Below are 22,564 nucleotides of genomic sequence, written 5' to 3'. Positions count from 1 at the left end.
CGGCTCCGTCGGGGCGGCCCTACGGCTGCTCGCGGCGGATCTTCAGGGTGCGCGGGATGGCCTCGACCCCCGGCTGGTAGTCGCCCTCGATGGCGCGCAGGGTCCGGTCGAGCACCCGTTCGGCGATGCGATCGAACTGCTGGGCGATGGTGTTGACCCGCAGCGGCACGAAGTCCAGCAGTTGGGCATCGCCGAAGGTGGCCAGGCGCAGCTCGGAGAAGGTTTCCGCCGGGTAGTCGCGCAGGGCCTCGAAGACGCCCTCCAGCAATACGTAGGAGGTCGTCACCAGCGCATCCGGCCGTTCCGCGCGGTTCAGCAGGGCGCGCATCTGCTGGCAGCCGCAGGCCCGGCTGAACTGCTCGGCGTGGTGCACGCTGACGATCCCGTCGAAGCCCGCCAGGGCCTGGTGGAAACCGCGCTCGCGGGCCTGGCTGATCGGCAGGGCGCTGTAGGCGTCGATCAGCGCGATGTGCCGCGGCGGCGGGGCGAGCAGGCTGGCGGTGAGCTGGGCGCCGGCCAACTGGTCGTCGCTGACCACCGAGCGGATATATGCGGGGTCGAGGGCACGGTCGACGGCGATCACCGGTAGCCCGCCTTCGACCAGATTGCGGTACAGCGGGTCGTCCTGCGGCAGGCAGCTGGCGACGATCAGCGCATCGCAGCGCCGCGAGCGGAACAGCTCGAGCAACTGGCGCTCGCTGGCCGGGTCGTCGTCGGAGCTGGCGATCAGCAGCTGGTAGCCGGCGGCGCGGGCGCCCTGTTCGAGCAGCTTGGCCAGGCGCGCGTAGCTCGGGTTCTCCAGATCCGGAAGGATGAAGCCCAGGCAGCGGCTCTGCCCGCGGCGCAGGCCGGCGGCTTGCTGGTCGGGGAGATAACCGTGCTGTTCGACCACCGCCAGCACGCGTTCCACGGTGGCCGGACTGATGCGCCGCTGGGCGGCCTGGCCGTTGATCACGTAGCTGGCGGTGGTGACGGAGACTTGGGCCAGACGGGCAATATCGCTGAGTTTCAAGGTTGCATCCTGGATGACGGCAGGGCTTCAAGGATCGCCCATTATCGGGTAACGTGCCAGTCCGTGATGAAACGTTTCAGCTGGCGATTCGCTGAACTATTCTTTCAAGAATGACCGGCATCGCCTGCGCTCGACGGTGGCTCTTGCCAGAACCAGAATAATTCAGGAGATTTCCATGCTCGAGTTGAATGCCGCGCAGATCCGCATGGGCCGCAGCGCACCGGACAAGCAGGCGGCCCTGGCGCTGCTGGCCGAGGGCCTGATCGACGACGGGCTGGTCGAGCCCGGCTACCTCGCCGGCATGCAGGCCCGCGAGGCCCAGGGTTCGACCTTCCTCGGCCAGGGCATCGCCATTCCCCACGGCACGCCGGAAACCCGCGACCAGGTGAAGCGCACCGGCGTGCGCCTGATCCAGTTCCCCGAAGGCGTGGACTGGGGCAACGGCCAGCAGGTCTACCTGGCGATCGCCATCGCCGCCCGCTCCGACGAGCACCTGCACCTGCTGCAGCTGCTGACCCGGGCGCTCGGCGAGGGCGATCTCGGCCAGGCGCTGCGCGAGGCCCGCGAGGCCGAGCAGCTGGTCGCGCTGCTGCAGGGCGCGCCGCGCGAGCTGGCCCTGGACAGTCAGCTGATCGGCCTGGGCGTGGCCGCCGAGGACTTCGACGAGTTGGTCTGGCATGGCGCGCGTCTCCTCAAGCGGGCCGGCTGCGTGGCCTCCGGGTTCGCCGGCAGCCTGCTGCAGAGCCAGCCGCTGCCGCTGGGCGAGGGGCTCTGGTGGCTCAACAGCGAGCAGGCGGTGGAGCAGCCCGGACTGGCTTTCGTCACCCCGGGCCGGCCGCTCAGCCTACACGGCCAGCCGCTGAGCGGGCTGTTCTGCCTAGCCAGCCTGGGCGAGGCGCACCGCCAACTGCTCGAGCGGCTCTGCGACCTGCTGATCGAGGGGCGCGGCACGACCTTCAGCCAAGCCACCTGCAGCCGTACCGTGCTGGAGGCCCTGGGTGCCGAGCTGCCGGAGGACTGGCCGAGCCTGCGCGTCGTCCTGGCCAACGCCCACGGCCTGCATGCCCGCCCGGCCAAGGCGCTGGTCGAGGTCGCCCAGGCCTTCGAGGGCGAGATCCGCATCCGCCTGGCCGGCGAGACCGGCCGCGGGGTGTCGGCCAAGAGCCTGAGCAAGCTGCTGGCCCTCGGCGCACGGCGCGGCCAGGAGCTGGAGTTCAGCGCCGAGCCGGCGATCGCCGCCGACGCCCTGCCGGCGATCGAGGCGGCCGTGCTGTCTGGCCTCGGCGAGAGCATCGAGCCGCTGGCCGTGCAGGACGAGACGGCCGCGTCCGAGGCGCCGGCCATTGCCTCCACCTTCGTCCGGCCGCAAGCGCCGGCGGCCGGGACGCGCCTGCAGGCGGTCGCCGCCGCGCCGGGCATCGCCATCGGCCCGGCGCTGGTGCGCACGCCGCTGGAGCTCGACTATCCGCAGCGCGGCCAGGGCATGCTGGTCGAGCTGCAGCGCCTGGACAGCGCCCTGGCGCAGGTCACCGCGGATATCCAGCGGCTGATCGACAACAGCCAGGAGGCCAACATCCGCGAGATCTTCATCACCCATCAGGCGATGCTGCGCGACCCGGCGCTGCGCGAGGACGTCAATGCGCGCCTGGCTGACGGCTTCAGCGCCGAGGCCGCCTGGAGCGTGGAAACCGAAGCGGCGGCGCAGCAGCAGGAGGCCCTGCACGACGCGCTGCTCGCCGAGCGCGCCGCCGACCTGCGCGACATCGGCCGGCGGGTGCTGGCGCACCTGTGCGGCGTCGAGACGCCGCGCGAGCCGGAGGAGCCCTACATCCTGGTGATGGACGAGGTGGCGCCTTCCGATGTGGCCAGCCTCAACCGCCAGCGCGTGGCCGGCATCCTCACCGCCCGCGGCGGGGCCACCGCGCACAGCGCGATCATCGCCCGCGCCCTGGGCATTCCCGCTATCGTCGGCGCCGGCGAGGGCGTGCTGGCCCTGGCCCAGGGCACCCTGCTGCTGCTCGACGGCGACCACGGCGTGCTGCGCATCGCACCGGATGCCCAGGCCCTGGAGCAGGCCCGGCGCGAGCGCGAGGCCAACCGGCTGCGCCGCGAGCGCGCCCATGCCGAGCGCATGCTGCCGGCGGTGACCCGCGACGGCCATGCGGTGGAAGTGGCGGCGAACATCGGCGCCGGTGCCGAGAGCGCCGAGGCGGTCGAGCTGGGCGCCGAGGGCGTCGGCCTGCTGCGCACCGAGCTGGTGTTCATGGATCACGCCGAGGCACCGGACCAGCGCGTCCAGGAAGCCGAATACCGCCGCGTGCTCGACGGCCTCGGCGGTCGGCCACTGGTGGTGCGCACCCTGGACGTCGGCGGCGACAAGCCCTTGCCCTACTGGCCGATGCCGGCCGAGGAGAACCCCTTCCTCGGCGTGCGCGGCATCCGCCTGAGCCTGCAGCGCCCGGACATCCTGGAGACCCAGTTGCGCGCCCTGCTGGCCGCGGCCGACGGCCGGCCGCTGCGGATCATGTTCCCGATGGTCGGCGGCGTCGAAGAGTGGCGCATCGCCCGCGACCTGACCCTGAGCCTGCGCGAGGAGATCCCGGTCGCCGACCTGCAGCTCGGCATCATGGTCGAGGTGCCCTCGGCGGCGCTGCTGGCGCCGGTGCTGGCCCGCGAGGTGGACTTCTTCAGCATCGGCACCAACGACCTGACCCAGTATGCGTTGGCCATCGACCGCGGCCATCCGACCCTGTCGGCCCAGGCCGACGGCCTGCATCCCGCCGTGCTGCGGCTGATCGGCATGACCGTCGAGGCGGCCCATGCCGAGGGCAAGTGGGTCGGCGTGTGCGGCGAACTGGCCAGCGACATGCTCGCCGTGCCGCTGCTGGTCGGCCTCGGGGTGGACGAACTGAGCGTCTCGGCGCGCGCCATCGCCCTGGTCAAGGCGCGGGTGCGCGAGCTGGACATCGCCCACAGCCGGGCGCTGGTGCAACGGGCGCTGGCGCTGGAGAGCGCCGGCGCGGTGCGCGATCTGGTCGGGGAGACGCACTGATGGCGCGCATCCTCACCCTGACCCTGAACCCGGCGCTGGACCTGACCCTGCGCCTCGGCAGCCTGCAGCCGGGGGCGGTCAACCGCAGCCAGGCACTGATCAGCCATGCCGCCGGCAAGGGCCTGAACGTCGGCCAGGTACTCGCCGACCTGGGCCATCGGGTGACCGTCTGCGGCTTTCTCGGCAGCGCCAATGCGGCGCCCTTCGAGGCGCTGTTCCATCGCCGCGGCTTCCTCGACGCCTTCGTCCGGGTGCCCGGGGAAACCCGCAGCAACATCAAGCTGACCGAGCGCAGCGGCCGGGTCACCGACATCAACGGACCGGGGCCGCGGATCGAGGCCGAGCACCGCGACGCGCTGCTCGAGCGGCTGGAGCCGATCGTCGGCGGGCATGACGCCGTGGTGGTCGCCGGCAGCCTGCCGCAGGGCGTCGAGCCGGCGTGGTTCGCCGTGCTGCTGCGCCAGCTCAAGGCCTTCGGCGTGCCGCTGGTGCTGGACAGCAGCGGCGCGGCCCTGCGCGCCGGCCTGGCAGTGGCCCCCTGGCTGATCAAGCCGAACGAGGAGGAGCTGGCCGAGGCCTTGGGCGTTGCCGCGAGCGAGGCGTCGAGCGCTGCACCGCGCCTGCACGCCCAGGGCGTCGAGCACGTGCTGCTGTCGCGCGGCGCCGCCGGGGTCCACTGGTTCGGTCCGGACATCGCCCTGGAGGCGCGACCGCCCAGGGTCGAGGTGGTCAGCACGGTGGGCGCCGGCGATTCGCTGCTCGCCGCCACCCTGCACGGTCTGCTCGAAGGCTGGCCGGCCGAGCGCACCCTGCGCCTGGCCACCGCCATCGCCGCCCAGGCGGTCACCCAGTTGGGCTTCGGCATCCACGACCGGGAACAGCTGGCGCGCCTGGAAGCGGGCGTCACGGTCACGTCGCTGGCTTGATACGACACAACAAGAAAAGAGGTTTCTTTTTCATGAATCTGCTGATCGTCACTGCCTGCCCGAGCGGCATGGTCACCAGCGTGCTCTGTGCACGCCTGCTGGAGGCGGCCGCCCTGCGCCTGGGCTGGACCACCCGCGTCGAGGTGCATGACCCCAGGGCGATCGGCTCGCCGCTTTCCGAGGAGGACATCGCCGCCGCCGACCTGGTGGTGGTGGTCAAGACCGGCGAGCTGGCGCTCGACCGCTTCGTCGGCAAGCGCCTAGTGCAGTCCACTCCGGCCGATGCGCTGCAGGACCCGCAACGCTTTCTCGAAGAGGCCGCCGAGCGCGCCGAGGTGCTCCAGCCGCAGGCGGCCGTGCCGGCAGCCTCCTCGGCGCAGCCGCGGCTGGTGGCGGTGACCGCCTGCCCGACCGGGGTGGCCCACACCTTCATGGCCGCCGAGGCCCTGCAGCAGGCTGCCAGGCAGCTCGGCTACGCGCTGCAGGTGGAAACCCGCGGTTCGGTGGGCGCGCGCAACCTGCTCGACGAGGCGGCCATCGCCGCCGCCGACGTGGTGCTGCTGGCCGCCGACATCGAGGTGGACACCAGCCGCTTCGCCGGCAAGAAGATCTACCGCTGCGGCACCGGCGTGGCCCTCAAGCAGCCGCACCAGACCCTGCGCCGCGCCTTGGAGGAGGCGGTGCCGCAGGCCGCCGCCAGCCCCGCCGCCGCGCCCGGCAAGGCGGCGACCAGGAGCGGCCCCTACAAGCACCTGCTGACCGGGGTGTCCTACATGCTGCCGATGGTGGTGGCCGGCGGCCTGTTGATCGCCCTGTCGTTCGTCTTCGGCATCGAGGCGTTCAAGGAGGAGGGCAGCCTGGCCGCGGCGCTGATGCAGATCGGCGGCGATGCCGCGTTCAAGCTGATGGTGCCGGTGCTGGCCGGCTACATCGCCTATTCCATCGCCGACCGGCCCGGCCTGGCGCCAGGGATGATCGGCGGCCTCCTGGCCGGCGAGCTGGGCGCGGGCTTCATCGGCGGCATCGTCGCCGGCTTTCTCGCCGGCTATTGCTCCCTCGCCCTCAGCCGCTGGCTGCGCCTGCCGCAGAGCCTGGAGTCGCTCAAGCCGATCCTGCTGATCCCGCTGCTGTCGAGCCTGTTCACCGGCCTGGCGATGATCTACGTGGTCGGCACGCCGGTGGCCGGCATGCTCGCCGGGCTGACCGCTTTCCTCAACGGCATGGGCAGCACCAACGCCGTGCTGCTCGGGCTGCTGCTCGGCGGCATGATGTGCGTCGATCTGGGCGGGCCGGTCAACAAGGCGGCCTATGCCTTCTCGGTCGGGCTCCTGGCCTCGCAGACCTACGCGCCGATGGCGGCGACCATGGCTGCCGGCATGGTGCCGCCGCTGGGCATGGCCATCGCCACCCTGCTGGCCCGCTACAAGTTCGCCCAGAGCGAGCGCGAGGCCGGCAAGGCTGCCGGCGTGCTGGGGCTGTGCTTCATCTCCGAGGGGGCGATCCCCTTCGCCGCCAAGGACCCGCTGCGGGTGATCCCGGCGAGCATCGCCGGCGGCGCCCTGACCGGCGCGCTGTCGATGTTCTTCGGCTGCAAGCTGATGGCGCCCCACGGCGGGCTGTTCGTGCTGCTGATTCCCAACGCGATCAACCACGCGCTCCTGTACCTGCTGGCGATCATCGCCGGCAGCCTGCTGACCGGGGTGCTGTATGCCGTGCTCAAGCGCGGCGAGACCGCCGAGCTGGCGGCCGTGACGGAGCAGGCGCCGGCCGCCGGCGGACAGCTCGCCGAGCGGCCGTCGGGCCGGCACGCCTGAGCTCAGTACTGGACTGCCTGGGTCAGGCCGCCGTCGACCAGCAGGCTGGTGCCGGTGGTGAAGCTGGCGGCCGCACTGGCCAGAAACAGCGTGGCGTTGGCCACTTCCTCGGGCCGCGCCATGCGGCCCATGGGGTTCATCGCCAGACACTTGGCGAAGAGTTCCGGCTGCTCGCGCTCGATCTGGCCCCAGACGCCGTCCTCGAAATAGACGTTGCCCGGCGAAACCACGTTGACCCGGATGCGCTGCTCGGCCAGGCGCAGGGCCAGGCCCTTGCCGTAGTGGATCAGCGCCGCCTTGAGCGCGCCGTAGGGTTCCGCGAAGAGGTCGATCTGCCGGCCGGAGACGCTGGAGATGATGACGATCGCCCCCGCCTCGGCCTGCTGGAGCCAGGGCAGGGCGGCGTTGACCAGGCCGACGGTGCCGAGCAGGTCGGTCTCGAAGGCCTGCCGCCAGGCCGACAGGCTCTGCCCACCGGCCAGGGCGCTGACATTGGGCACGACGATATCGATTCCGCCCAGGCGCGCCGCCGCGTCTTTCACCCATTGCTCCAGCGCCGCGCTGTCGGTGACGTCGACGGCCTGGCCGAACGCGCGTTCGCCGAGCTCCCGTTCGGCCTGCGCCACGCCCTGCGGGTCGCGGGCACAGAAGGCCACGCGCGCGCCTTCGCGCAGAAAGCCTTCGACGATGGCGCGGCCGATGCCGCGGGTGCCGCCGGTGACCAGCACGTTTCGATTCTGCAATTGAAGGTCCATGGACTTGCTCCTTGAGTGAGGGATTGGCTCGCCGGGGCGAACGCGAGGGCGTAGAAGTAGCATGCCAGAGCGGTTTGACAAGGCCTGGCAGCCGTTGTGCGGGGAAGGGGAGGGAGGTGCGGAGGAGGAGCCGGCGGGCCGGCTCCTGCACAGGGGTTTCAGTGATGCTCGCGGGTGGCGCGGAATTTCACTTCCGGCCAGCGCTCTTCCATCAGACCCAGGTTGACCCGGGTCGGCGCCAGGTAGGTGAGGTGGCCGCCGCCGTCGATGGCGATGTTCTCGAAGGCCTTGACCTTGAAGTCCTCGAGCTTTTTCTTGTCGTCGCACTCGATCCAGCGCGCCGACCAGACGTTGATCGCCTCGTAGGCGCACTCGACCTTGTATTCCTCCTTCAGCCGGCTGGCCACCACGTCGAACTGCAGCACGCCGACCGCGCCGAGGATGATGTCGTTGCTGCGCTCGGGGAAGAACACCTGGGTCGCGCCTTCCTCGGCCAGCTCCTGCAGGCCCTGGCGCAACTGCTTGGATTTCAGCGGGTCCTTCAGGCGCACGCGGCGGAACAGCTCCGGCGCGAAGTGCGGGATGCCGGTGAAGCCGAGGGTTTCGCCCTCGCTGAAGGTGTCGCCGATCTGGATGGTGCCGTGGTTGTGCAGGCCGATGATGTCGCCGGCCCAGGCCTCCTCCAGCTGCTCGCGCTCGCTGGAGAAGAAGGTCAGGGCGTCGGCGATCTTCAGGTCCTTCTTGAGCCGCACATGGCGCATCTTCATGCCCTTCTCGTACCTGCCGGAGCAGATGCGCATGAAGGCGATGCGGTCGCGGTGCTTCGGGTCCATATTCGCCTGGATCTTGAACACGAAGCCGGTGAACTTCTCCTCGGTCGGCTCCACCACCCGCTCGTGGGCGGCGCGCGACAGCGGCTGCGGCGCCCAGTCGACGATGCAGTCGAGCACCTGGTCGACGCCGAAGTTGCCCAGTGCGGTGCCGAAGAACACCGGAGTCATCTCGCCCTTGAGGAAGGCCTGCTTGTCGAATGCGTGGCAGGCGCCCTGAACCAGCTCCAGCTGCTCGACGAAGCCGTCGTAGAGGTCGCCCAGGTGGGCGCGGGCCTCGTCGGAGTCGAGCTTCTCGATCACCTTGGTCTCGATGCGCTCGTGGCCGTGGCCCGGCGTGTAGACGTAGATGCGGTCATCGGAGAGGTGGTAGACGCCCTTGAAGTCCTTGTAGGAGCCGATCGGCCAGGTGATCGGCGCGGCCTTGATTCTGAGCACCGCCTCGATCTCGTCGAGCAGCTCGATGGGGTCCCGGATGTCGCGGTCGAGCTTGTTGATGAAGCTGACGATCGGCGTGTCGCGCAGCCGGCAGACGTCCATCAGCGCGATGGTCCGCGGCTCCACGCCCTTGCCGCCGTCGAGCACCATCAGCGCCGAGTCCACCGCGGTCAGGGTGCGGTAGGTGTCTTCCGAGAAGTCCTCGTGGCCGGGGGTGTCGAGCAGGTTGATCATGTGTTCGCGATAGGGGAACTGCATCACCGAGGTGGTGATGGAGATGCCGCGCTGCTTCTCCATCTCCATCCAGTCGGAAGTGGCGTGGCGGTCGGACTTGCGCGACTTCACGGTGCCGGCCACGGCGATCGCCTGGCCCATCAGCAGCAGCTTCTCGGTGATGGTGGTCTTGCCCGCGTCGGGGTGAGAGATGATGGCGAAGGTGCGGCGCTTCGCGACTTCGGCGGCCTGGATGGTCATGGATTCGTGCCTGGGAGAAATGCGGTTGCGGGCGGAAGGGGCCCGGAAAAGCGCGGAATTATACCTGAAACGGAAGGCCGGCCAGCCCGCTCGGACATCGGCAAGGGGCCGGGCGACGGGGAACGTCCCGCGCCCGCGCCGGTCTGTCGGGACAGGTGGCGAGCGCGCCCGTCGCCTGCTGCCGCACGCCTTTCCGGTCGCCAGGCTGTTCGACATCTTGAATGTTTGCGTTGTCGATACTGGACGTTTGCGGAATGGACTGGCGAGGCGGCGGAAAGCGGGAAAATTTAGGGTTGATCTTGCCCCCCCATGGTCCTAAAGTTCGCGGCCGAACGTCCATGCTGGAAACGATCCATCCGGCTCAAGTACTGACGACGAGACAGCAAGGTCAACCCCTGTACCCGGTTGGCCTTTTTGCTTTCGGCGACATGCCTTGGGAAGTAGGCGAACCAAAGTGGGGAAACTGATCAGGCGTTCGCGAATCAACCCCTTTTCAACCCTGTCCGCGTTTTGCCATTTGGAGTTCTTGCATGTCGATCAAGATCGAAGACTACTATCCGCCTGCCACTTTCCAGCGCATGAAGGCCTTTGCCGACAAGCAGGAAACGCCCTTCGTCGTCATCGACACCGAGACCATCGCCAACGCCTACGACGAACTGGGCAACTGCTTCCCCTTCGCCCGCATCTACTACGCGGTGAAGGCCAACCCGGCGGCGGAGATCATCCGTCTGCTGCGCGACAAGGGCTCGAACTTCGACATCGCCTCGATCTACGAGCTGGACAAGGTGCTGGCCGAGAGCGTCGGTGCCGAGCGCATCAGCTACGGCAACACCATCAAGAAGTCCCGCGACATCCGCTACTTCTACGAGAAGGGCGTGCGCCTGTTCGCCACCGACTCCGAGGCCGACCTGCGCAACATCGCCAAGGCCGCGCCGGGCTCGCGGATCTACGTGCGCATCCTCTCCGAGGGTTCCACCACCGCCGACTGGCCGCTGTCGCGCAAGTTCGGCTGCCAGCCGGACATGGCCCTGGACCTGTTGATCCTCGCCCGCGAACTGGGCCTGGTGCCCTACGGCGTGTCCTTCCACGTCGGCAGCCAGCAGCGCGACATCGACGTCTGGGACGCGGTGATCGCCAAGGTCAAGGTGATCTTCGAGCGCCTCAAGGAAGAGGACGGCATCCAGCTGAAGATGATCAACATGGGCGGCGGCTTCCCGGCCAACTACATCACCAAGACCAACAGCCTGGAGACCTACGCCGAGGAGATCATCCGCTTCCTCAAGGAAGACTTCGGAGACGAGCTGCCGGAGATCATCCTCGAGCCGGGCCGCTCGCTGATCGCCAACGCCGGCATCCTGGTCAGCGAAGTGGTGCTGGTGTCGCGCAAGTCGCGCACTGCCGTGGAGCGCTGGGTGTACACCGACGTGGGCAAGTTCTCCGGGCTGATCGAGACCATGGACGAGGCCATCAAGTACCCGATCTGGACCGAGAAGAAGGGCGAGATGGAGGAAGTGGTGATCGCCGGTCCGACCTGCGACAGCGCCGACATCATGTACGAGAACTACAAGTACGGCCTGCCGCTCAACCTGGCCAGCGGCGACCGGATCTACTGGCTGTCCACCGGCGCCTACACCACCAGCTACAGCGCCGTGGAGTTCAACGGCTTCCCGCCGCTGAAGGCCTTCTACCTGTAGGCTCTGCCTGCCAGCGAGAAAACGCCGCGCCTGTCGCGGCGTTTTTCATTGCGAATCCCCGAGGAGCGGACGCCATGCACCAGCCCCTGCCCAAGCTGCAGCAGATTCCCGCGAGCATCGCCGCGGTCGCCGACTACGAGCCCTTCGCCCGCGAGCGGATGAGCGAGCAGGCCTGGGCCTACATGGCCGGCGGTGCGGCGGACGAGCTGACCCTGCGCGCCAACTGCGCGGCCTTCCAGCGCCTGCGCCTGCGCAGCCGGGCGCTGCCGGAGCTGACGGACGGCCATACCCGCCTGGAGCTGTTCGGCCAGCGCCTGGAGCAGCCGATCCTGCTGGCACCGGTGGCTTACCAGAAGCTGCTCCACCCGGACGGCGAGCTGGCCACGGTGCTGGCGGCTTCGGCGGTGCGCGCCGGCATGGTAGTCAGCACCCAGGCCAGCGTGGCGCTGGAGGACATCGCCCGCCAGGCGCAGACGCCGCTGTGGTTCCAGCTCTACGTGCAGCCCGACCGCGAATTCACCCGCGAACTGGTTCGGCGCGCCGAGGCGGCCGGCTACCAGGCGCTGGTGGTGACCGTGGATGCGCCGGTCAACGGCCTGCGCAACCGCGAGCAGCGCGCCGGCTTCGTGCTGCCCGCGGGCATCGAGGCGGTCAACCTGCGCGGCATGCGCACGCTGCCGCCGGCCACCAGCCGGATCGGCGACAGCCCGCTGTTCGGCGGCCCGCTGCTGGCCGCTGCGCCGACCTGGCGGGATCTCGCCTGGCTGCGCTCGCTGACCCGCCTGCCGGTGCTGGTCAAGGGCGTGATGCACCCCGAGGACGCCCGTCGCGCGCTGGCCGAGGGCATCGACGGGATCATCGTCTCCAACCACGGCGGGCGCACCCTGGACACCCAGCCGGCGACCATCGAGGTCGTGGAGGAAATCGCCCGGGCCGTCGAGGGCCGGGTTCCGCTGCTGCTGGATGGCGGCATCCGCCGCGGCACCGACGTGTTCAAGGCCCTGGCCCTGGGCGCCAGTGCGGTGCTGGTGGGACGCCCCTATGTCTTCGGCCTGGCCGCGGCGGGCGCGCCGGGCGTCTGCCACGTGGTGCAGCTGCTGCGCGCCGAGCTGGAGGTGGCCATGGCCCTGACCGGCTGCCGGACCCTGGCCGACATCGGCCCCGGGCTGCTCTGGCGTTAGGGCCTGTTAACACTACTCCACGCGGCTTGCGGAGAGAGGCCCTGGGACGCTCAGTAGAGATCGCGGCGGTAGCGCCCGGCCTCGCGCAGCCGCTCCACCTCGGCGCTGCCGAGCAGGCCGTGGAGCAGGGCGTCCACCTCGTGGCCCATGCCCTGCAGGCTGCCGCAGACCAGCAGGCTGGCGCCGCGGGCCAGCCAGGCGCGCAGCTCGTCGGCGGCCTCGCGCAGCAGGTGCTGGACGTAGACCGGCTCGGCCTGGTCGCGGGAGAAGGCCAGATCCAGGCGCGCCAGATGGCCGTCGTGCTGCCAGGCCTCCAGTTCCGCGGCGAAGACGCGGTCGTGGACGGCGTTGCGTTCGCCGTACAGCAGCCAATGGCCGTGCCGGCCCAGGCGCGCGCGCTCACGCAGGTGGGCGCGCAGGCTGGCCAGACCGGTGCCGTTGCCGATCAGGATCAGCGGGCCGCAGTCGGCGGGCAGGCGAAAGCCCGGGTTGGCGCGCACGCGCAGGTCGATGGTTTCGCCGGGAGCGGCATGGCGACACAGCCAGCCGGAGCCGAGGCCGGGACGATCGTCGGGGTGCCGCATCTCCCTGACCAGCAGCTCGAGGTGGCCGTCGCCGGGCAGCGAGGCGATGGAGTATTCGCGGTGCGGCAGTCGTGGCAGCTGCTCCAGCAGTTGCGCGGCGGACAGCCCGATCAGTCCCTGGATATCGTCCGGCAGCTGGCGGCGGGCCAGGTGCCAGGCGAGCATGTGGCCGTCGTCCTGCAGCGCCTCGCCCGCCAGGCCGAGGCGCGCGAGCAGGACGGCGACCCGTTCGGGCGGCTGACAGGGGCCGATCTCGGCGATGTCGCCGGCCTGCCAGTCGGCGGCGGCATCCGGGCGCAGCTGCAGGTGGAACACCGGCGCGCCCCGGCTGCCGGGGTTGAGGCACTGGCGCCGGCTCAGCGTCCAGGGCTGGTAGTCGACCGCCTGCCAGTCGCTGAACGGGGCATTGTCGGCGAGCTGGCCGAGCTGCTGCTGCCAGCGGCGCAGCACTGCCGGATCGGCGCGATCGGCTTCCAGGCGGTCGAACAGCGGCGTAGCGCCCAGCTCGCGCAGGCGCCGGTCGAGACGACGGGCGAAGGCGCAGAACCGCGGGTACTGGAGATCGCCGAGGCCCAGTACGGCATATTCCAGCGGACGCAGGTCGAGGTGCTGGCCGAGCAGCTGGCGCTCGAAGCGTGCGGCATGGTCGGGCGCCTCGCCGTCGCCGTAAGTGCTGGCCACCAGCAGCAGGCGTGCGGGTTGTGGCAGCTGGCGCAGGTCGAGCGCCTCCAGCGGCAGGGCCTGGGCGGGCAGGCCGGCGCCGCGCAGCTGGGCGGCACTGCGCTCGGCGATGGTCCGGGCCTGACCGCCCTGGCTGGCGTAGGCGACCGGCAGGCCGTTGCCGCGGAGCGCATCGCTGCGTCCGGTCCGCCATTGCCGCCAGGCGTGCAGGCAGATGCCCAGCCAGGCGAGGACGGCCAGCAGGGCGGAGAGTTCGCGAGGGGGTTGCAGCCAGAGCAGCAGGGCGGCGAGTGCCAGGCAGGCGAGCGCGAGGAGCGGCTTCAAAGTCGTGGGCTCCGTGGCGATGAGGGCGGAGCGGTAGGGCGGGTGCAACCCGCCGGAAATGGCCTGGGTTCGCACCGGAATCGGCGGGTTTCACCCGCCCTACACGATCCGGCGGGGGTGGCTCAGGGGTTCAGCACTTCCAGGGTCGCGCTGTACACCGCGCGGCGCTCGCTGGCCGGCTTGGCGACGCCGTCCTTGCTGGTCAGCTCGGCTTCCAGCCAGTACATGCCGGCGCTCGGCCAGGTGATGGCGACCTTGCCCTGTGCATCGGTCTTCGCCTTGATCTCGCCGGTGTCGTCGCGGTAGCGGTTGCCGCCGGGGATCACGGTGATCTCCAGGTCCTTGGCCGGCTTGCCGTCGATCAGGAAGGCGAACTCGGCCGCCTCACCGGCGACCAGATCGTTGGGATGGGTGACCGGCACCAGCTCCAGGCCCTGGTTGGTGGGCTTGAGCACGGTGTCGGTGGGTTTGCCGGAGGTGACGAAGACCTCCATGCGGTTGCTGGTCTGCACCACCTTCAGGTCCTCGGCCTTGGCCGGCACGCCCTTGGCCAGGTCCTCGGCCTTGCCCATCCAGCGGCGGCGCTCCTCGCCTTCCTTCCAGCTGGCCATCAGGCCGCTATTGGCCACCGCCAGCTTGTAGGTGCCCTTCTGGGTCAGGTGCACGTCGAAGGTGCTGCGGTAGCGGCCGAGGCTGCCATTCTCGGCCTTCACCTCGCTGCCGTCGGGGGCCAGCACCAGCAACTTGTTGGCCGGGCGGCGCATCGGTGGCTGGCCGCCGGGCGCGGGCTGGCCGGCCTGCGCGGCAGGCTTGCCATCGGGGCCGCCCTGCGGCGCCGGAGCGCGGGGCGACACTTGCTGCGGCTTGCCGATGCCTTCCAGCTGCAGCGGGAAGTGCTCGAAGTAGAACAGGTCGTTGGACACCGCGGCGTCAACGGTGACCCAAGGATCCTCGCCGGACAGCACGGTGGCGGAGGGCAGCATCCAGGCGCGGTGGGCCTGGGCGGACAGCGGCAGGCAGACGGCGAGGGCCAGGGCGGTCCATTTGAACATCGGTTTCATGGCGGTTCCCTTGGATCATGGGGTCAGCTGGAGGGTGACGGCGCCCAGCTCGCTCTTGCCCTGGGCCTGGTGCTGTTCGGCCTGGCGGGGCGGCCAGGCGAAGGGGACGCGCAGCAGCTCGCGGCCGCCGACCTCGCGCGCCGCCTCGACCACCAGACTGTACTCGCCGGCCGGCAGGTCCTTGAGCTGGGCGCTGTCGCCGGCGAAGCTCAGGCTGTGGGTGCCGACCGCGCGGGTCGCGCCGCTGACGCCATCGACCGGCAGCTCGAGGCCGCGGCCGCTGCGGCGCCACCACTGGCGCAGGTCCTTGAGCCACTTCTCGCCTTCCTTGTCCTTCATCTTCAGGTCGTACCAGACCGCCAGGTCGGCGACGTGCTGCTGGTCGGGCTTCTCCAGCCAGATGGCGACGTAGGGGCGGTGGTACTCGGCGACCTCGAGGCGAGGGATTTCCACGCCGACCTGCAGTCCGGCGGCGAAGGCCGGGGCGGCGAGCAGCGAGCAGAGGGGCAACAGCAGGCGTTTACGCATGGGCAGGCTCCTTCAATGGATGAACAGCAGGGCGATCAGCAGCGGCAGCAGCAGGCCGAGGCCCGTCAGTGGCCAGGTGGTCGGCCGGACGGCGGCCTGGCGTTGCAGGAGCACAAGGCCGGTGAGGCTGAAGACCACGCAGACCCCGGCGAAGAGGTCGATGAACCAGCTCCAGGCAGTGCCGGTGTGACGGCCCTTGTGCAGGTCGTTGAGGTAGGCGATCCAGCCGCGATCGGTGTCCTCGTACTCCAGCTCGCCCGACTTCAGGTCGAGGCTCAGCCAGGCATCGCCGCCCGGACGGGGCAGGCCGACGTACAGTTCGTCCTCCGTCCACTCGGCCTCGCGCCCGGCCAGGCGGATGTCCAGCTCCTCTTCCAGCCAGCGTTGCAGTCCGGCCGGCAGACCGGCCCCAGGGGGCTCGGCCCGCAATGTGGCAAGCAGGGCCTCGGGCAGCCGGGCGCTGCGGCTTTCCACCCGCGGCGTGCTCTCGATCTGCGCGGCGTGGTTGAGGGTGAGGCCGGTGATGGCGAACAGCAGCATGCCGGCCAGACAGAGGGCGGAGCTGATCCAGTGCCATTGACGGAGGGTGCCGAGCCAGAGGGGACGGGGCATGCAGAGGCTCTGTACGGAGAGGAGTGGAAGTCTGGGCGGGGATTCTAGGAGGGCTTCGCGATGTATGCGAAAAATTTACCAATAATATACGTTCGCGTTTGCGGGGTGACGGAGCCTTATCCATCGGCGCTGCGGCAGGGGGCTGCGCGCAGCTTCCGGAACGCAGGCTCCGTCGCGGGCGCTGGCCTTTCCCTCAGGACGTCGCCGCCTCCAGCTCGGCGCAGCGCCGGGCATAGGCTTCGGCAATGTCGGCGACTTCCGCGATGGCGGCCTGCCGCAGTTCGTCGCGGGTCTTGCGCAGGAATTTCAGATGGCCGAGGGCGAGGGCTTCGCGCAGCCAGTGCCGGGCCTCGTCCCAGCGGCCCAGGCTCATCAGCACCGTGGCGTAGCTGAACTGGCCGCGGAAGTCGCCGGCTTCGGCGGAGCGCCGGTACCAGGCGAAGGCCTGTTCCTCGTTGCGTGCGACTCCACGGCCGGTGGCGAGCAGGTTGGCGTAGTTGTACATACCCCAGTCGAGGCCGTGCTCGGCTGCCGTGCGGTAATGGCGGGCGGCGGCCGCCTCGTCGACGGGGCCGCCCCAGCCCAGTTCGCAGCAGCGGCCCAGCATGTTGCTGGCCATCGCATGGCCGTGCCGAGCGGCGATCTCGAACCAGTCGCGGGCCAGCGCCGCATCGCGCTGGATGCCCAGGCCGTCGAGCAGCAGTTGGCCGAGCAGGGCCTGGGCCTCCAGTTCGCCGGCGCTCGCCGCGGCGAGAACCCAGCGGGCGGCCTGGCGCGGGTCCTCGGCCAGGCGCTGTCCCAACTGCGCGAGGTCGGGCTTTTCGGTGCGGTGCAGGATGAAGCTCATGGTCGTGCGTTCACACCTCGCCCCAGCGGCGCAGCAGGTTGTGGTAGTTGCCGGTCAGCTGGACCAGCGCCGGGTGGTCCGGCACGTCGCGCGACAGGCTCTGGATCGCCTGGTCCATCTCGTACAGCAGGCTGCGCTGGGAGTCCTCGCGGACCAGGCTCTGGGTCCAGAAGAAGGAGGCATAGCGTGCCCCGCGGGTGACCGGCGTGACCTGGTGGATGCTGGTGGCCGGGTAGAGCACCAGATCGCCGGCCGGCAGCTTGACCCGCTGCACGCCGTAGGTGTCCTGGATCACCAGCTCGCCGCCGTCGTACTCGTCCGGGTCGCTGAAGAACAGCGTGGAGGAGAGGTCGGTGCGCACCCGCTCGGCGGAGCCGCGTACCTGGCGCACGGCGTTGTCGATGTGGAAGCCGAAGGTGCCGCCGTCGGTGTAGCAGTTGAACAGCGGCGGATAAACCTTGTGCGGCAGCGCGGCGGACATGAACTGCGGGTTCTGCCAGAGACGCTCGAGCATGGCGGTGGCGATCTCCAGGGCCAGCGGGTCGTCCTCGGCCAGTTGCAGATTGTGCTTGGTGCGCGCCGACTGGTAGCCCGCGGTCGCCTTGCCGTCGAGCCACTGCGCCTGCTCCAGTGCCTGGCGAATGCGCCGGACCTCGTCGCGGGAAAATACCCCGGGAATGTGTAGCAGCATGATGGCTGGCTCCTGTTAATCGAGAATCTATCTCAAATAGTATTTGCTTTGATTTGGTCGGTAAATGGCGCCAGGCTCAAAAAAATAATTACTAGCGTATGTAAATATGTATGAATTGCTTGTGATAATCATTCTTGTTTAGAGTGCGCGCCATTCGTTCCATCGTGGGGGAAAATCGAAATGTCGCGTATCAACGAGCGTCCGACCGCCAAGCCGTGCGTGCTGGCTTCTGCCTTGGGAGTCGTCACCGCGGTGACCGCGGTCGGTGGGTTGCGTGCCGAGGAGGCGGCACAGAAGGAAACCGCTCGCAAGGATGCGGAGAAGAAGGCGGTGCTGTCGCTGGAATCCGACACCGTGGTCGGGGAGCAGGAGGGCGACTACAAGGTCGAGTCGGCCTCGAAGAAGTTCACCGCGCCGCTGCGCGAGACGCCCAAGTCGGTCACCATCATTTCCCAGCAGGTCATCGAGGACACCGGCGCCCTGACCCTGGTCGACGCCCTGCGCACCACCTCGGGCATCACCTTCGGCGCCGGCGAGGGCGGCAACCCGGCGGGCGACCGGCCGATCATCCGCGACTTCAACGCCGAGAGCGACACCTTCATCGACGGCCTGCGCGACGTCGCCTCGCAGACCCGCGAGATCTTCAACATCGAGCAGATCGAGGTGAGCAAGGGCCCGGGCTCGGCGTACACCGGCGCGGGCTCGACCGGCGGCAGCATCAACATGATCACCAAGACCGCCAAGCGCAACAACTTCCTCGACCTCAGCCAGACCTTCGGCTCGGACCAGACCCGCCGCTCGACCCTGGACCTCAACCGGATGCTGACCGACCAGGTCGGCTTCCGCCTGAACCTGATGAAGCACGACGCGAACGTCGCCGGCCGCGAAGGGGTGGACGTCAGTCGCTGGGGCTTCGCGCCGACCATCACCTTCGGCTTCGACACCCCGACCCGCGCGACCTTCTCCTACTACCACCTGGAAGCCGACGACATGCCGGACTACGGCATTCCGCTGAGCCCGTCCGGCATCGGCGTGAAGCGCCGTCCGGTGGGCGACAAGGATGCCTTCTACGGTCTGACCGGCCGCGACTACCGGGAAAGCACCACCGACTCGGGTACCTTCAAGATCGAGCACGATATCAACGAGAACGTGACGATCTCCAACTCCTTCCGCCAGGTGCGCACCACCCTCGACTACATCGCCACCAACCCGGACGATTCCCGGAACAACATCCGCCGCGGCCTGGTGTGGCGCTCGCCGAAGAGCCGCAACTCCACCTCGGAAGGCTGGGTGAACCAGACCGACATCCAGGCGAAGTTCAACACCGGCTTCATCGAGCACACCATGGTGGGCGGCATCGAGATCACCGACCAGGACGTGCACAACCGCCCCTACGCCTTCTACACCGCAAGCGGCGCCGCCATCTCCACCACTGCCAGCTGTAACGCCGCCTCGCAGGCCTCGGGCAACTGCACCGCCCTGGACAACCCGACCTACAAGGACGATTGGGCCGGTTACTACAAGGATGGTCTGGCCTATACCGACACCGATACCCAGACCAAGTCCGCCTACCTGTTCGACACCCTCAAGTTCAACGACAAGTGGTCGCTGAATCTCGGCCTGCGCTACGACGACTTCGAGACCACGTCCTCGGGCTACAGCAACACCGTGGGCAATTTCAAGTACGAGGACAACAACAACTTCTGGAGCCACCAGCTGGGCGTGGTCTACAACCCGCTGCCCAACGGCAGCATCTACGTGGCCTGGTCGACCTCGCGCAACCCGGTCGGCGAAACCTCCGGCGAAGGCGCCGACAGCATCGGGGTCAACACCCAGGACCTCGAGCCGGAACGCAACCGCAACATCGAGCTGGGCACCAAGTGGGAGTTCTTCGACGGCCGCCTGGCGCTGGACTCGGCGATCTTCAAGACCAAGAAGAGCAATGCGCGGGTTTCCGATCAGGACGGCCGGACGCAGAACATGGGTGAGGTGGAGATCAAGGGCTTCGAGCTGGGCGTCAGCGGCCGTATCACCCGCGAATGGCAGATCTTCGCCAACTACACCTACCTGGACAGCGAGATCGTCAACGGCGGCGTGGTGGACATCGACCCGAGTTCGGCAGTCGTGCGCGTCGACGGCGCCAACGACGGCAACGAGAACCCCAGCACCCCGGAAAACAGCTTCAGCCTGTGGAACACCTATCAGCTGTTCCCCTTCCTGACCGTCGGCGGCGGCGCCAACTACATGGATTCGCGCTACGGCGATGCGGCCAACACGGCGCGCGTGTCCAGCTACTGGCGCTACGATGCCATGGCCAACCTGAAGGTGAGCAAGAACCTCGACCTGCAGCTGAACGTGCAGAACCTGACCGACAAGCGCTACTTCGACCAGGTCTACCCGACTCACATGGCCCACGTGGCGCCGGGGCGCACCGTGCTGCTGGCCACCAACCTGCATTTCTGAGAAGGCTGCGAAGCCGCCGAAGGCCGCCTGCGGGCGGCCTTTGCGTTTGTGCTGTATCGCAGGGGGTAAAGGTTGGGTAAAAAACAGGTTTGTTGAAAAACGTTCTCGAATAGAATTGTTTCGCACCAGCATGGGCGGTGTAGTGTGGCGGGCGACCGCGTTTCGATTCCAACCGTGCCGCCAGGCGGCATCGATCAGGTGACATCAGGTGGTGAAGAAGATCCTTTTCCAACTGCACTGGTTGCTCGGCATCAGTGCCGGGCTGGTGCTGGCGGTCATGGGCGTGACCGGCGCGACCCTGTCCTACCAGGGCGAACTGCTGCGCTTTCTCAATCCCGGGGTGATGACCGTCGAGGTGCCGCAGGGGGCGCAGGCATTGAGTCCGGACGATCTGCTCGAGCGCCTGCGCAGGCAGGTGGGGCCGCGCCAGGTGCTCGGACTGACCCTGTCGGGCGCGCCGGACGATGCGGCCCAGGTGATCGTCAGCGGTGGCGGTCCGCGCGGCGAGACCCTCTATGCCGATCCCTACAGCGGCGACCTGCTCGGCGCGGCACGCGGCCAGGGCTTCTTCCGTTTCATGATGCAGGTGCACCGCTGGCTGGCCATCGGTGATACCGGCAAGGCGATCACCGGCGCCTCGACCCTGATCCTGGTGTTCCTCTGCCTGTCCGGCCTCTACCTGCGCTGGCCGCGCCGGGCCGGCGACTGGCGCGCCTGGCTGAGCCTCGACTGGTCGCGCCGGGGGCGCGGTTTCCTCTGGGGCCTGCATGCGGTGGCCGGCACCTGGGCGCTGCTGTTCTACCTGCTGGCCGCACTGACCGGCCTGAACTGGTCCTACGACTGGTACCGCCAGGGCCTCTTCGCCCTCGCCGGCGAGCCCGCCCCGCAGCACGGCGGTCCCGGCGGCGGACGCCGCGGCGCGCCGGCGGGCGGCCAATCCGGCCAAGCTCCGGTACCGGCTCCGGCGATCACCCTCGATCCGCTGTTCCAGGCCTTCCGCCGCGAGGTGGGGGATGCCTACCGGCAGGTCAACCTGACGCTGCCCGAGCGTCCCGGTCAGCCGCTGCAAGTCATGTACGTGATGGCCGATGCCGACCACGCCCGGGCCGTCAACCGCCTGAGCCTCGACGTCGCCAGCGGTGCGCCGCTCAAGCACGAGCGCTATGCGGACAAGAGCCTGGTCCAGCGGCTGCTCGCCAGTCTCTATCCGCTGCACACCGGCGAGTATTTCGGCCAGCCCGGCCGCGTGCTGATGCTGCTCGCCAGCCTGGGTATGCCGCTGTTCTTCATCACCGGCTGGCAGCTCTATCTCGACCGCCGACGCAGCCGTCGCGCCGCCCGCGAAGCACAGCAGGCCGTGGCAGTGTCGGCCGGTGGCCAGCCGTGGCTGATCGGCTTCGCCAGCCAGAGCGGCTTCGCCGAACGCCTGGCCTGGCAGGCCGCCAGCCAGCTGCAGGCGGGCGGCGCCGCGGTGCAGGTGCGCTCGCTGGCGCAGCTCGACGAGAGCGATCTGCGCGGCGCCGAGCGCGCATTGTTCGTGGTCAGCACCTTCGGCGACGGCGAGGCGCCGGACAGTGCGCGCGGCTTCGTGCGCCGGGTGCTCGGCAGCGACTGCGAGCTGAGCCATCTGCAGTACGCCCTGCTCGGTCTCGGCGACCGTCAGTACCAGCATTTCTGCGCCTTCGCCCGGCGCCTCGACCAGTGGCTGCGCAACCAGGGCGCACGGGCGCTGTTCGCTCCGGTGGAGGTGGACGGCGTTGATGTCGAGGCCCTGCAGACCTGGCGCGAGCAACTCGGCCGGCTGTCCGGCAGCGAGCCACCGGCACCGGAGGAGGAGGGTTTCAGCGAGTGGATGCTGCTGGCCCGCGAATGCCTCAACCCGAGCAGCACGGCCGAGCCGGTCTGGCGTCTGGTCTTCCAGATTCCGGGCGGACAGCACTGGCAGGCCGGCGATCTGGTGGAGGTCCGTCCGCCGCAGGCCGATGCGCTGCCGCGCTGCTATTCGGTCGCCTCGCTGGAGACGGATGGCGTGCTGGAGCTGCTGGTGCGCCGCCAGCGGCGCCCCGACGGCACGCCCGGGCTGTGCTCCGGCTGGCTGTGCGAGCTGGCGCCGGGCGCCCGCGTGCCGATGCGCCTGCGCGTCAACAGCGGCTTCCGCCTGCCGGCTGGCGACCGGCCACTGCTGCTGATCGGCAACGGCGCCGGCCTCGCCGGGCTGCGTAGCCTGCTGCGCGAGCGCGTTCGCCGCGGCCAGAACAGCAACTGGTTGATCTTCGGCGAGCGCAGCGAAGCCCACGACTTCCTCTGTCGCGACGAACTGCTGGCCTGGCAGGCGGAAGGGGGGCTGGCCCGTCTCGACCTGGCCTTCTCCACCGACGCAGGAAGCAAGGTCTACGTGCAGGATCGCCTGCGCGAAGCCGCCGATGCCCTGCGCAACTGGCTGGCCGAGGGTGCCGTCATCTACCTGTGCGGCAGCCGCGGCATGGCTTCCGGCGTCGAGGCGGTGCTCATCGAGCTGCTCGGCAGCGCCGAGGTCGAGCGCCTGCGCGACGAGGAGCGCTTCCGCCGCGATCTCTTCTGAGTCCGCTCTGCGGGGG

The 22,564-nt window shown here is 69.3% G+C and carries 16 protein-coding genes; 7 read left to right on the top strand and 9 right to left on the bottom strand.

Translation table 11 applies throughout. The features are described from left to right. Positions 1 to 19 precede the first annotated feature (19 nt). Positions 20 to 1,012, bottom strand: a complete 993-nt coding sequence (gene cra / locus GCU53_RS07550) for a catabolite repressor/activator (protein ID WP_152387076.1) — start codon at positions 1,010 to 1,012, stop codon at positions 20 to 22. Between the two features lie 175 nt (positions 1,013 to 1,187). Between cra and ptsP the strand changes: the two genes are divergently transcribed. Genes ptsP through GCU53_RS07535 form a run of 3 tightly spaced genes read left to right on the top strand, consistent with a single transcriptional unit; the run spans position 1,188 to position 6,804 of the window. Beyond that, the gene (ptsP, locus tag GCU53_RS07545; protein ID WP_152387075.1) at positions 1,188 to 4,064 is read left to right on the top strand and encodes a phosphoenolpyruvate--protein phosphotransferase; all 2,877 of its coding nucleotides are present in this window, start codon (positions 1,188 to 1,190) and stop codon (positions 4,062 to 4,064) included. Continuing rightward, positions 4,064 to 4,990, top strand: a complete 927-nt coding sequence (gene pfkB / locus GCU53_RS07540; RefSeq protein WP_152387074.1) for a 1-phosphofructokinase — start codon at positions 4,064 to 4,066, stop codon at positions 4,988 to 4,990. The genes ptsP and pfkB overlap by 1 nt, the downstream gene beginning before the upstream one ends. A gap of 32 nt (positions 4,991 to 5,022) precedes the next feature. Further along, a complete protein-coding gene (locus GCU53_RS07535) occupies positions 5,023 to 6,804 on the top strand; it encodes a PTS fructose-like transporter subunit IIB (RefSeq protein WP_152387073.1) in 1,782 nt (593 codons plus the stop codon). Between the two features lie 2 nt (positions 6,805 to 6,806). Here GCU53_RS07535 and GCU53_RS07530 read toward each other — a convergent pair whose 3' ends face one another. Further along, positions 6,807 to 7,559 (bottom strand): SDR family NAD(P)-dependent oxidoreductase, encoded by a 753-nt coding sequence (locus tag GCU53_RS07530; protein ID WP_152387072.1) that lies wholly within the window; start codon positions 7,557 to 7,559, stop codon positions 6,807 to 6,809. Between the two features lie 158 nt (positions 7,560 to 7,717). Further along, positions 7,718 to 9,301: a peptide chain release factor 3 gene (locus tag GCU53_RS07525; RefSeq protein WP_152387071.1), complete on the bottom strand. Its 1,584-nt coding sequence runs from the start codon at positions 9,299 to 9,301 to the stop codon at positions 7,718 to 7,720. 530 nt (positions 9,302 to 9,831) lie between these two features. Here GCU53_RS07525 and GCU53_RS07520 point away from each other — a divergent pair. Both GCU53_RS07520 and GCU53_RS07515 read left to right on the top strand, forming a co-directional pair. After that, positions 9,832 to 10,995, top strand: coding sequence for a type III PLP-dependent enzyme (locus GCU53_RS07520; RefSeq protein ID WP_152387070.1), 1,164 nt, complete (start codon positions 9,832 to 9,834; stop codon positions 10,993 to 10,995). 74 nt (positions 10,996 to 11,069) lie between these two features. Then, positions 11,070 to 12,176 carry an alpha-hydroxy acid oxidase gene (locus tag GCU53_RS07515; protein ID WP_152387069.1) on the top strand — a complete coding sequence of 369 codons (1,107 nt, stop codon included), beginning with the start codon at positions 11,070 to 11,072 and terminating at the stop codon, positions 12,174 to 12,176. A gap of 50 nt (positions 12,177 to 12,226) precedes the next feature. Here GCU53_RS07515 and GCU53_RS07510 read toward each other — a convergent pair whose 3' ends face one another. From GCU53_RS07510 to GCU53_RS07485, 6 genes are all read right to left on the bottom strand, one after another. Next, on the bottom strand, positions 12,227 to 13,765 hold the full coding sequence (locus GCU53_RS07510; protein ID WP_152387068.1) for a sulfite reductase subunit alpha: 1,539 nt from the start codon (positions 13,763 to 13,765) through the stop codon (positions 12,227 to 12,229). 122 nt (positions 13,766 to 13,887) lie between these two features. Continuing rightward, a complete protein-coding gene (locus GCU53_RS07505) occupies positions 13,888 to 14,826 on the bottom strand; it encodes a DUF4198 domain-containing protein (protein ID WP_152387067.1) in 939 nt (312 codons plus the stop codon). 15 nt (positions 14,827 to 14,841) lie between these two features. Beyond that, positions 14,842 to 15,354, bottom strand: a complete 513-nt coding sequence (locus tag GCU53_RS07500; RefSeq protein WP_167520045.1) for a DUF2271 domain-containing protein — start codon at positions 15,352 to 15,354, stop codon at positions 14,842 to 14,844. 12 nt (positions 15,355 to 15,366) lie between these two features. Further along, the gene (locus GCU53_RS07495) at positions 15,367 to 15,966 is read right to left on the bottom strand and encodes a PepSY-associated TM helix domain-containing protein (RefSeq protein ID WP_152387065.1); all 600 of its coding nucleotides are present in this window, start codon (positions 15,964 to 15,966) and stop codon (positions 15,367 to 15,369) included. A 193-nt stretch (positions 15,967 to 16,159) separates the two neighbouring features. Further along, positions 16,160 to 16,813: a tetratricopeptide repeat protein gene (locus tag GCU53_RS07490; RefSeq protein WP_152387064.1), complete on the bottom strand. Its 654-nt coding sequence runs from the start codon at positions 16,811 to 16,813 to the stop codon at positions 16,160 to 16,162. 10 nt (positions 16,814 to 16,823) lie between these two features. Next, entirely contained in the window at positions 16,824 to 17,504 is a 681-nt protein-coding gene (locus tag GCU53_RS07485; protein ID WP_152387063.1) for a Fe2+-dependent dioxygenase, read from the bottom strand. 180 nt (positions 17,505 to 17,684) lie between these two features. Here GCU53_RS07485 and GCU53_RS07480 point away from each other — a divergent pair, with 180 nt between their 5' ends. Both GCU53_RS07480 and GCU53_RS07475 read left to right on the top strand, forming a co-directional pair. Continuing rightward, positions 17,685 to 19,967: a TonB-dependent receptor gene (locus tag GCU53_RS07480; protein ID WP_152387062.1), complete on the top strand. Its 2,283-nt coding sequence runs from the start codon at positions 17,685 to 17,687 to the stop codon at positions 19,965 to 19,967. A 208-nt stretch (positions 19,968 to 20,175) separates the two neighbouring features. Continuing rightward, on the top strand, positions 20,176 to 22,548 hold the full coding sequence (locus GCU53_RS07475) for a PepSY domain-containing protein (protein WP_152387061.1): 2,373 nt from the start codon (positions 20,176 to 20,178) through the stop codon (positions 22,546 to 22,548). Positions 22,549 to 22,564 lie beyond the last annotated feature (16 nt).

Source organism: Azotobacter salinestris (assembly GCF_009363155.1).
Classification (GTDB): domain Bacteria; phylum Pseudomonadota; class Gammaproteobacteria; order Pseudomonadales; family Pseudomonadaceae; genus Azotobacter; species Azotobacter salinestris.
The sequence above is the reverse complement of the archived record's forward strand: the minus strand, read 5'-3'. Positions and strand labels throughout refer to the sequence as shown.

Bases quoted from the DNA above. Each gene is read 5' to 3' on its own strand.
- ptsP (WP_152387075.1), top strand. From the start codon at position 1,188: ATGCTCGAGTTGAATGCCGCGCAGATCCGCATGGGCCGCAGCGCACCG.
- pfkB (WP_152387074.1), top strand. From the start codon at position 4,064: ATGGCGCGCATCCTCACCCTGACCCTGAACCCGGCGCTGGACCTGACC.
- GCU53_RS07535 (WP_152387073.1), top strand. From the start codon at position 5,023: ATGAATCTGCTGATCGTCACTGCCTGCCCGAGCGGCATGGTCACCAGC.
- GCU53_RS07530 (WP_152387072.1), bottom strand. From the start codon at position 7,559: ATGGACCTTCAATTGCAGAATCGAAACGTGCTGGTCACCGGCGGCACC.
- GCU53_RS07525 (WP_152387071.1), bottom strand. From the start codon at position 9,301: ATGACCATCCAGGCCGCCGAAGTCGCGAAGCGCCGCACCTTCGCCATC.
- GCU53_RS07520 (WP_152387070.1), top strand. From the start codon at position 9,832: ATGTCGATCAAGATCGAAGACTACTATCCGCCTGCCACTTTCCAGCGC.
- GCU53_RS07515 (WP_152387069.1), top strand. From the start codon at position 11,070: ATGCACCAGCCCCTGCCCAAGCTGCAGCAGATTCCCGCGAGCATCGCC.
- GCU53_RS07505 (WP_152387067.1), bottom strand. From the start codon at position 14,826: ATGAAACCGATGTTCAAATGGACCGCCCTGGCCCTCGCCGTCTGCCTG.
- GCU53_RS07500 (WP_167520045.1), bottom strand. From the start codon at position 15,354: ATGCGTAAACGCCTGCTGTTGCCCCTCTGCTCGCTGCTCGCCGCCCCG.
- GCU53_RS07495 (WP_152387065.1), bottom strand. From the start codon at position 15,966: ATGCCCCGTCCCCTCTGGCTCGGCACCCTCCGTCAATGGCACTGGATC.
- GCU53_RS07490 (WP_152387064.1), bottom strand. From the start codon at position 16,813: ATGAGCTTCATCCTGCACCGCACCGAAAAGCCCGACCTCGCGCAGTTG.
- GCU53_RS07485 (WP_152387063.1), bottom strand. From the start codon at position 17,504: ATGCTGCTACACATTCCCGGGGTATTTTCCCGCGACGAGGTCCGGCGC.
- GCU53_RS07480 (WP_152387062.1), top strand. From the start codon at position 17,685: ATGTCGCGTATCAACGAGCGTCCGACCGCCAAGCCGTGCGTGCTGGCT.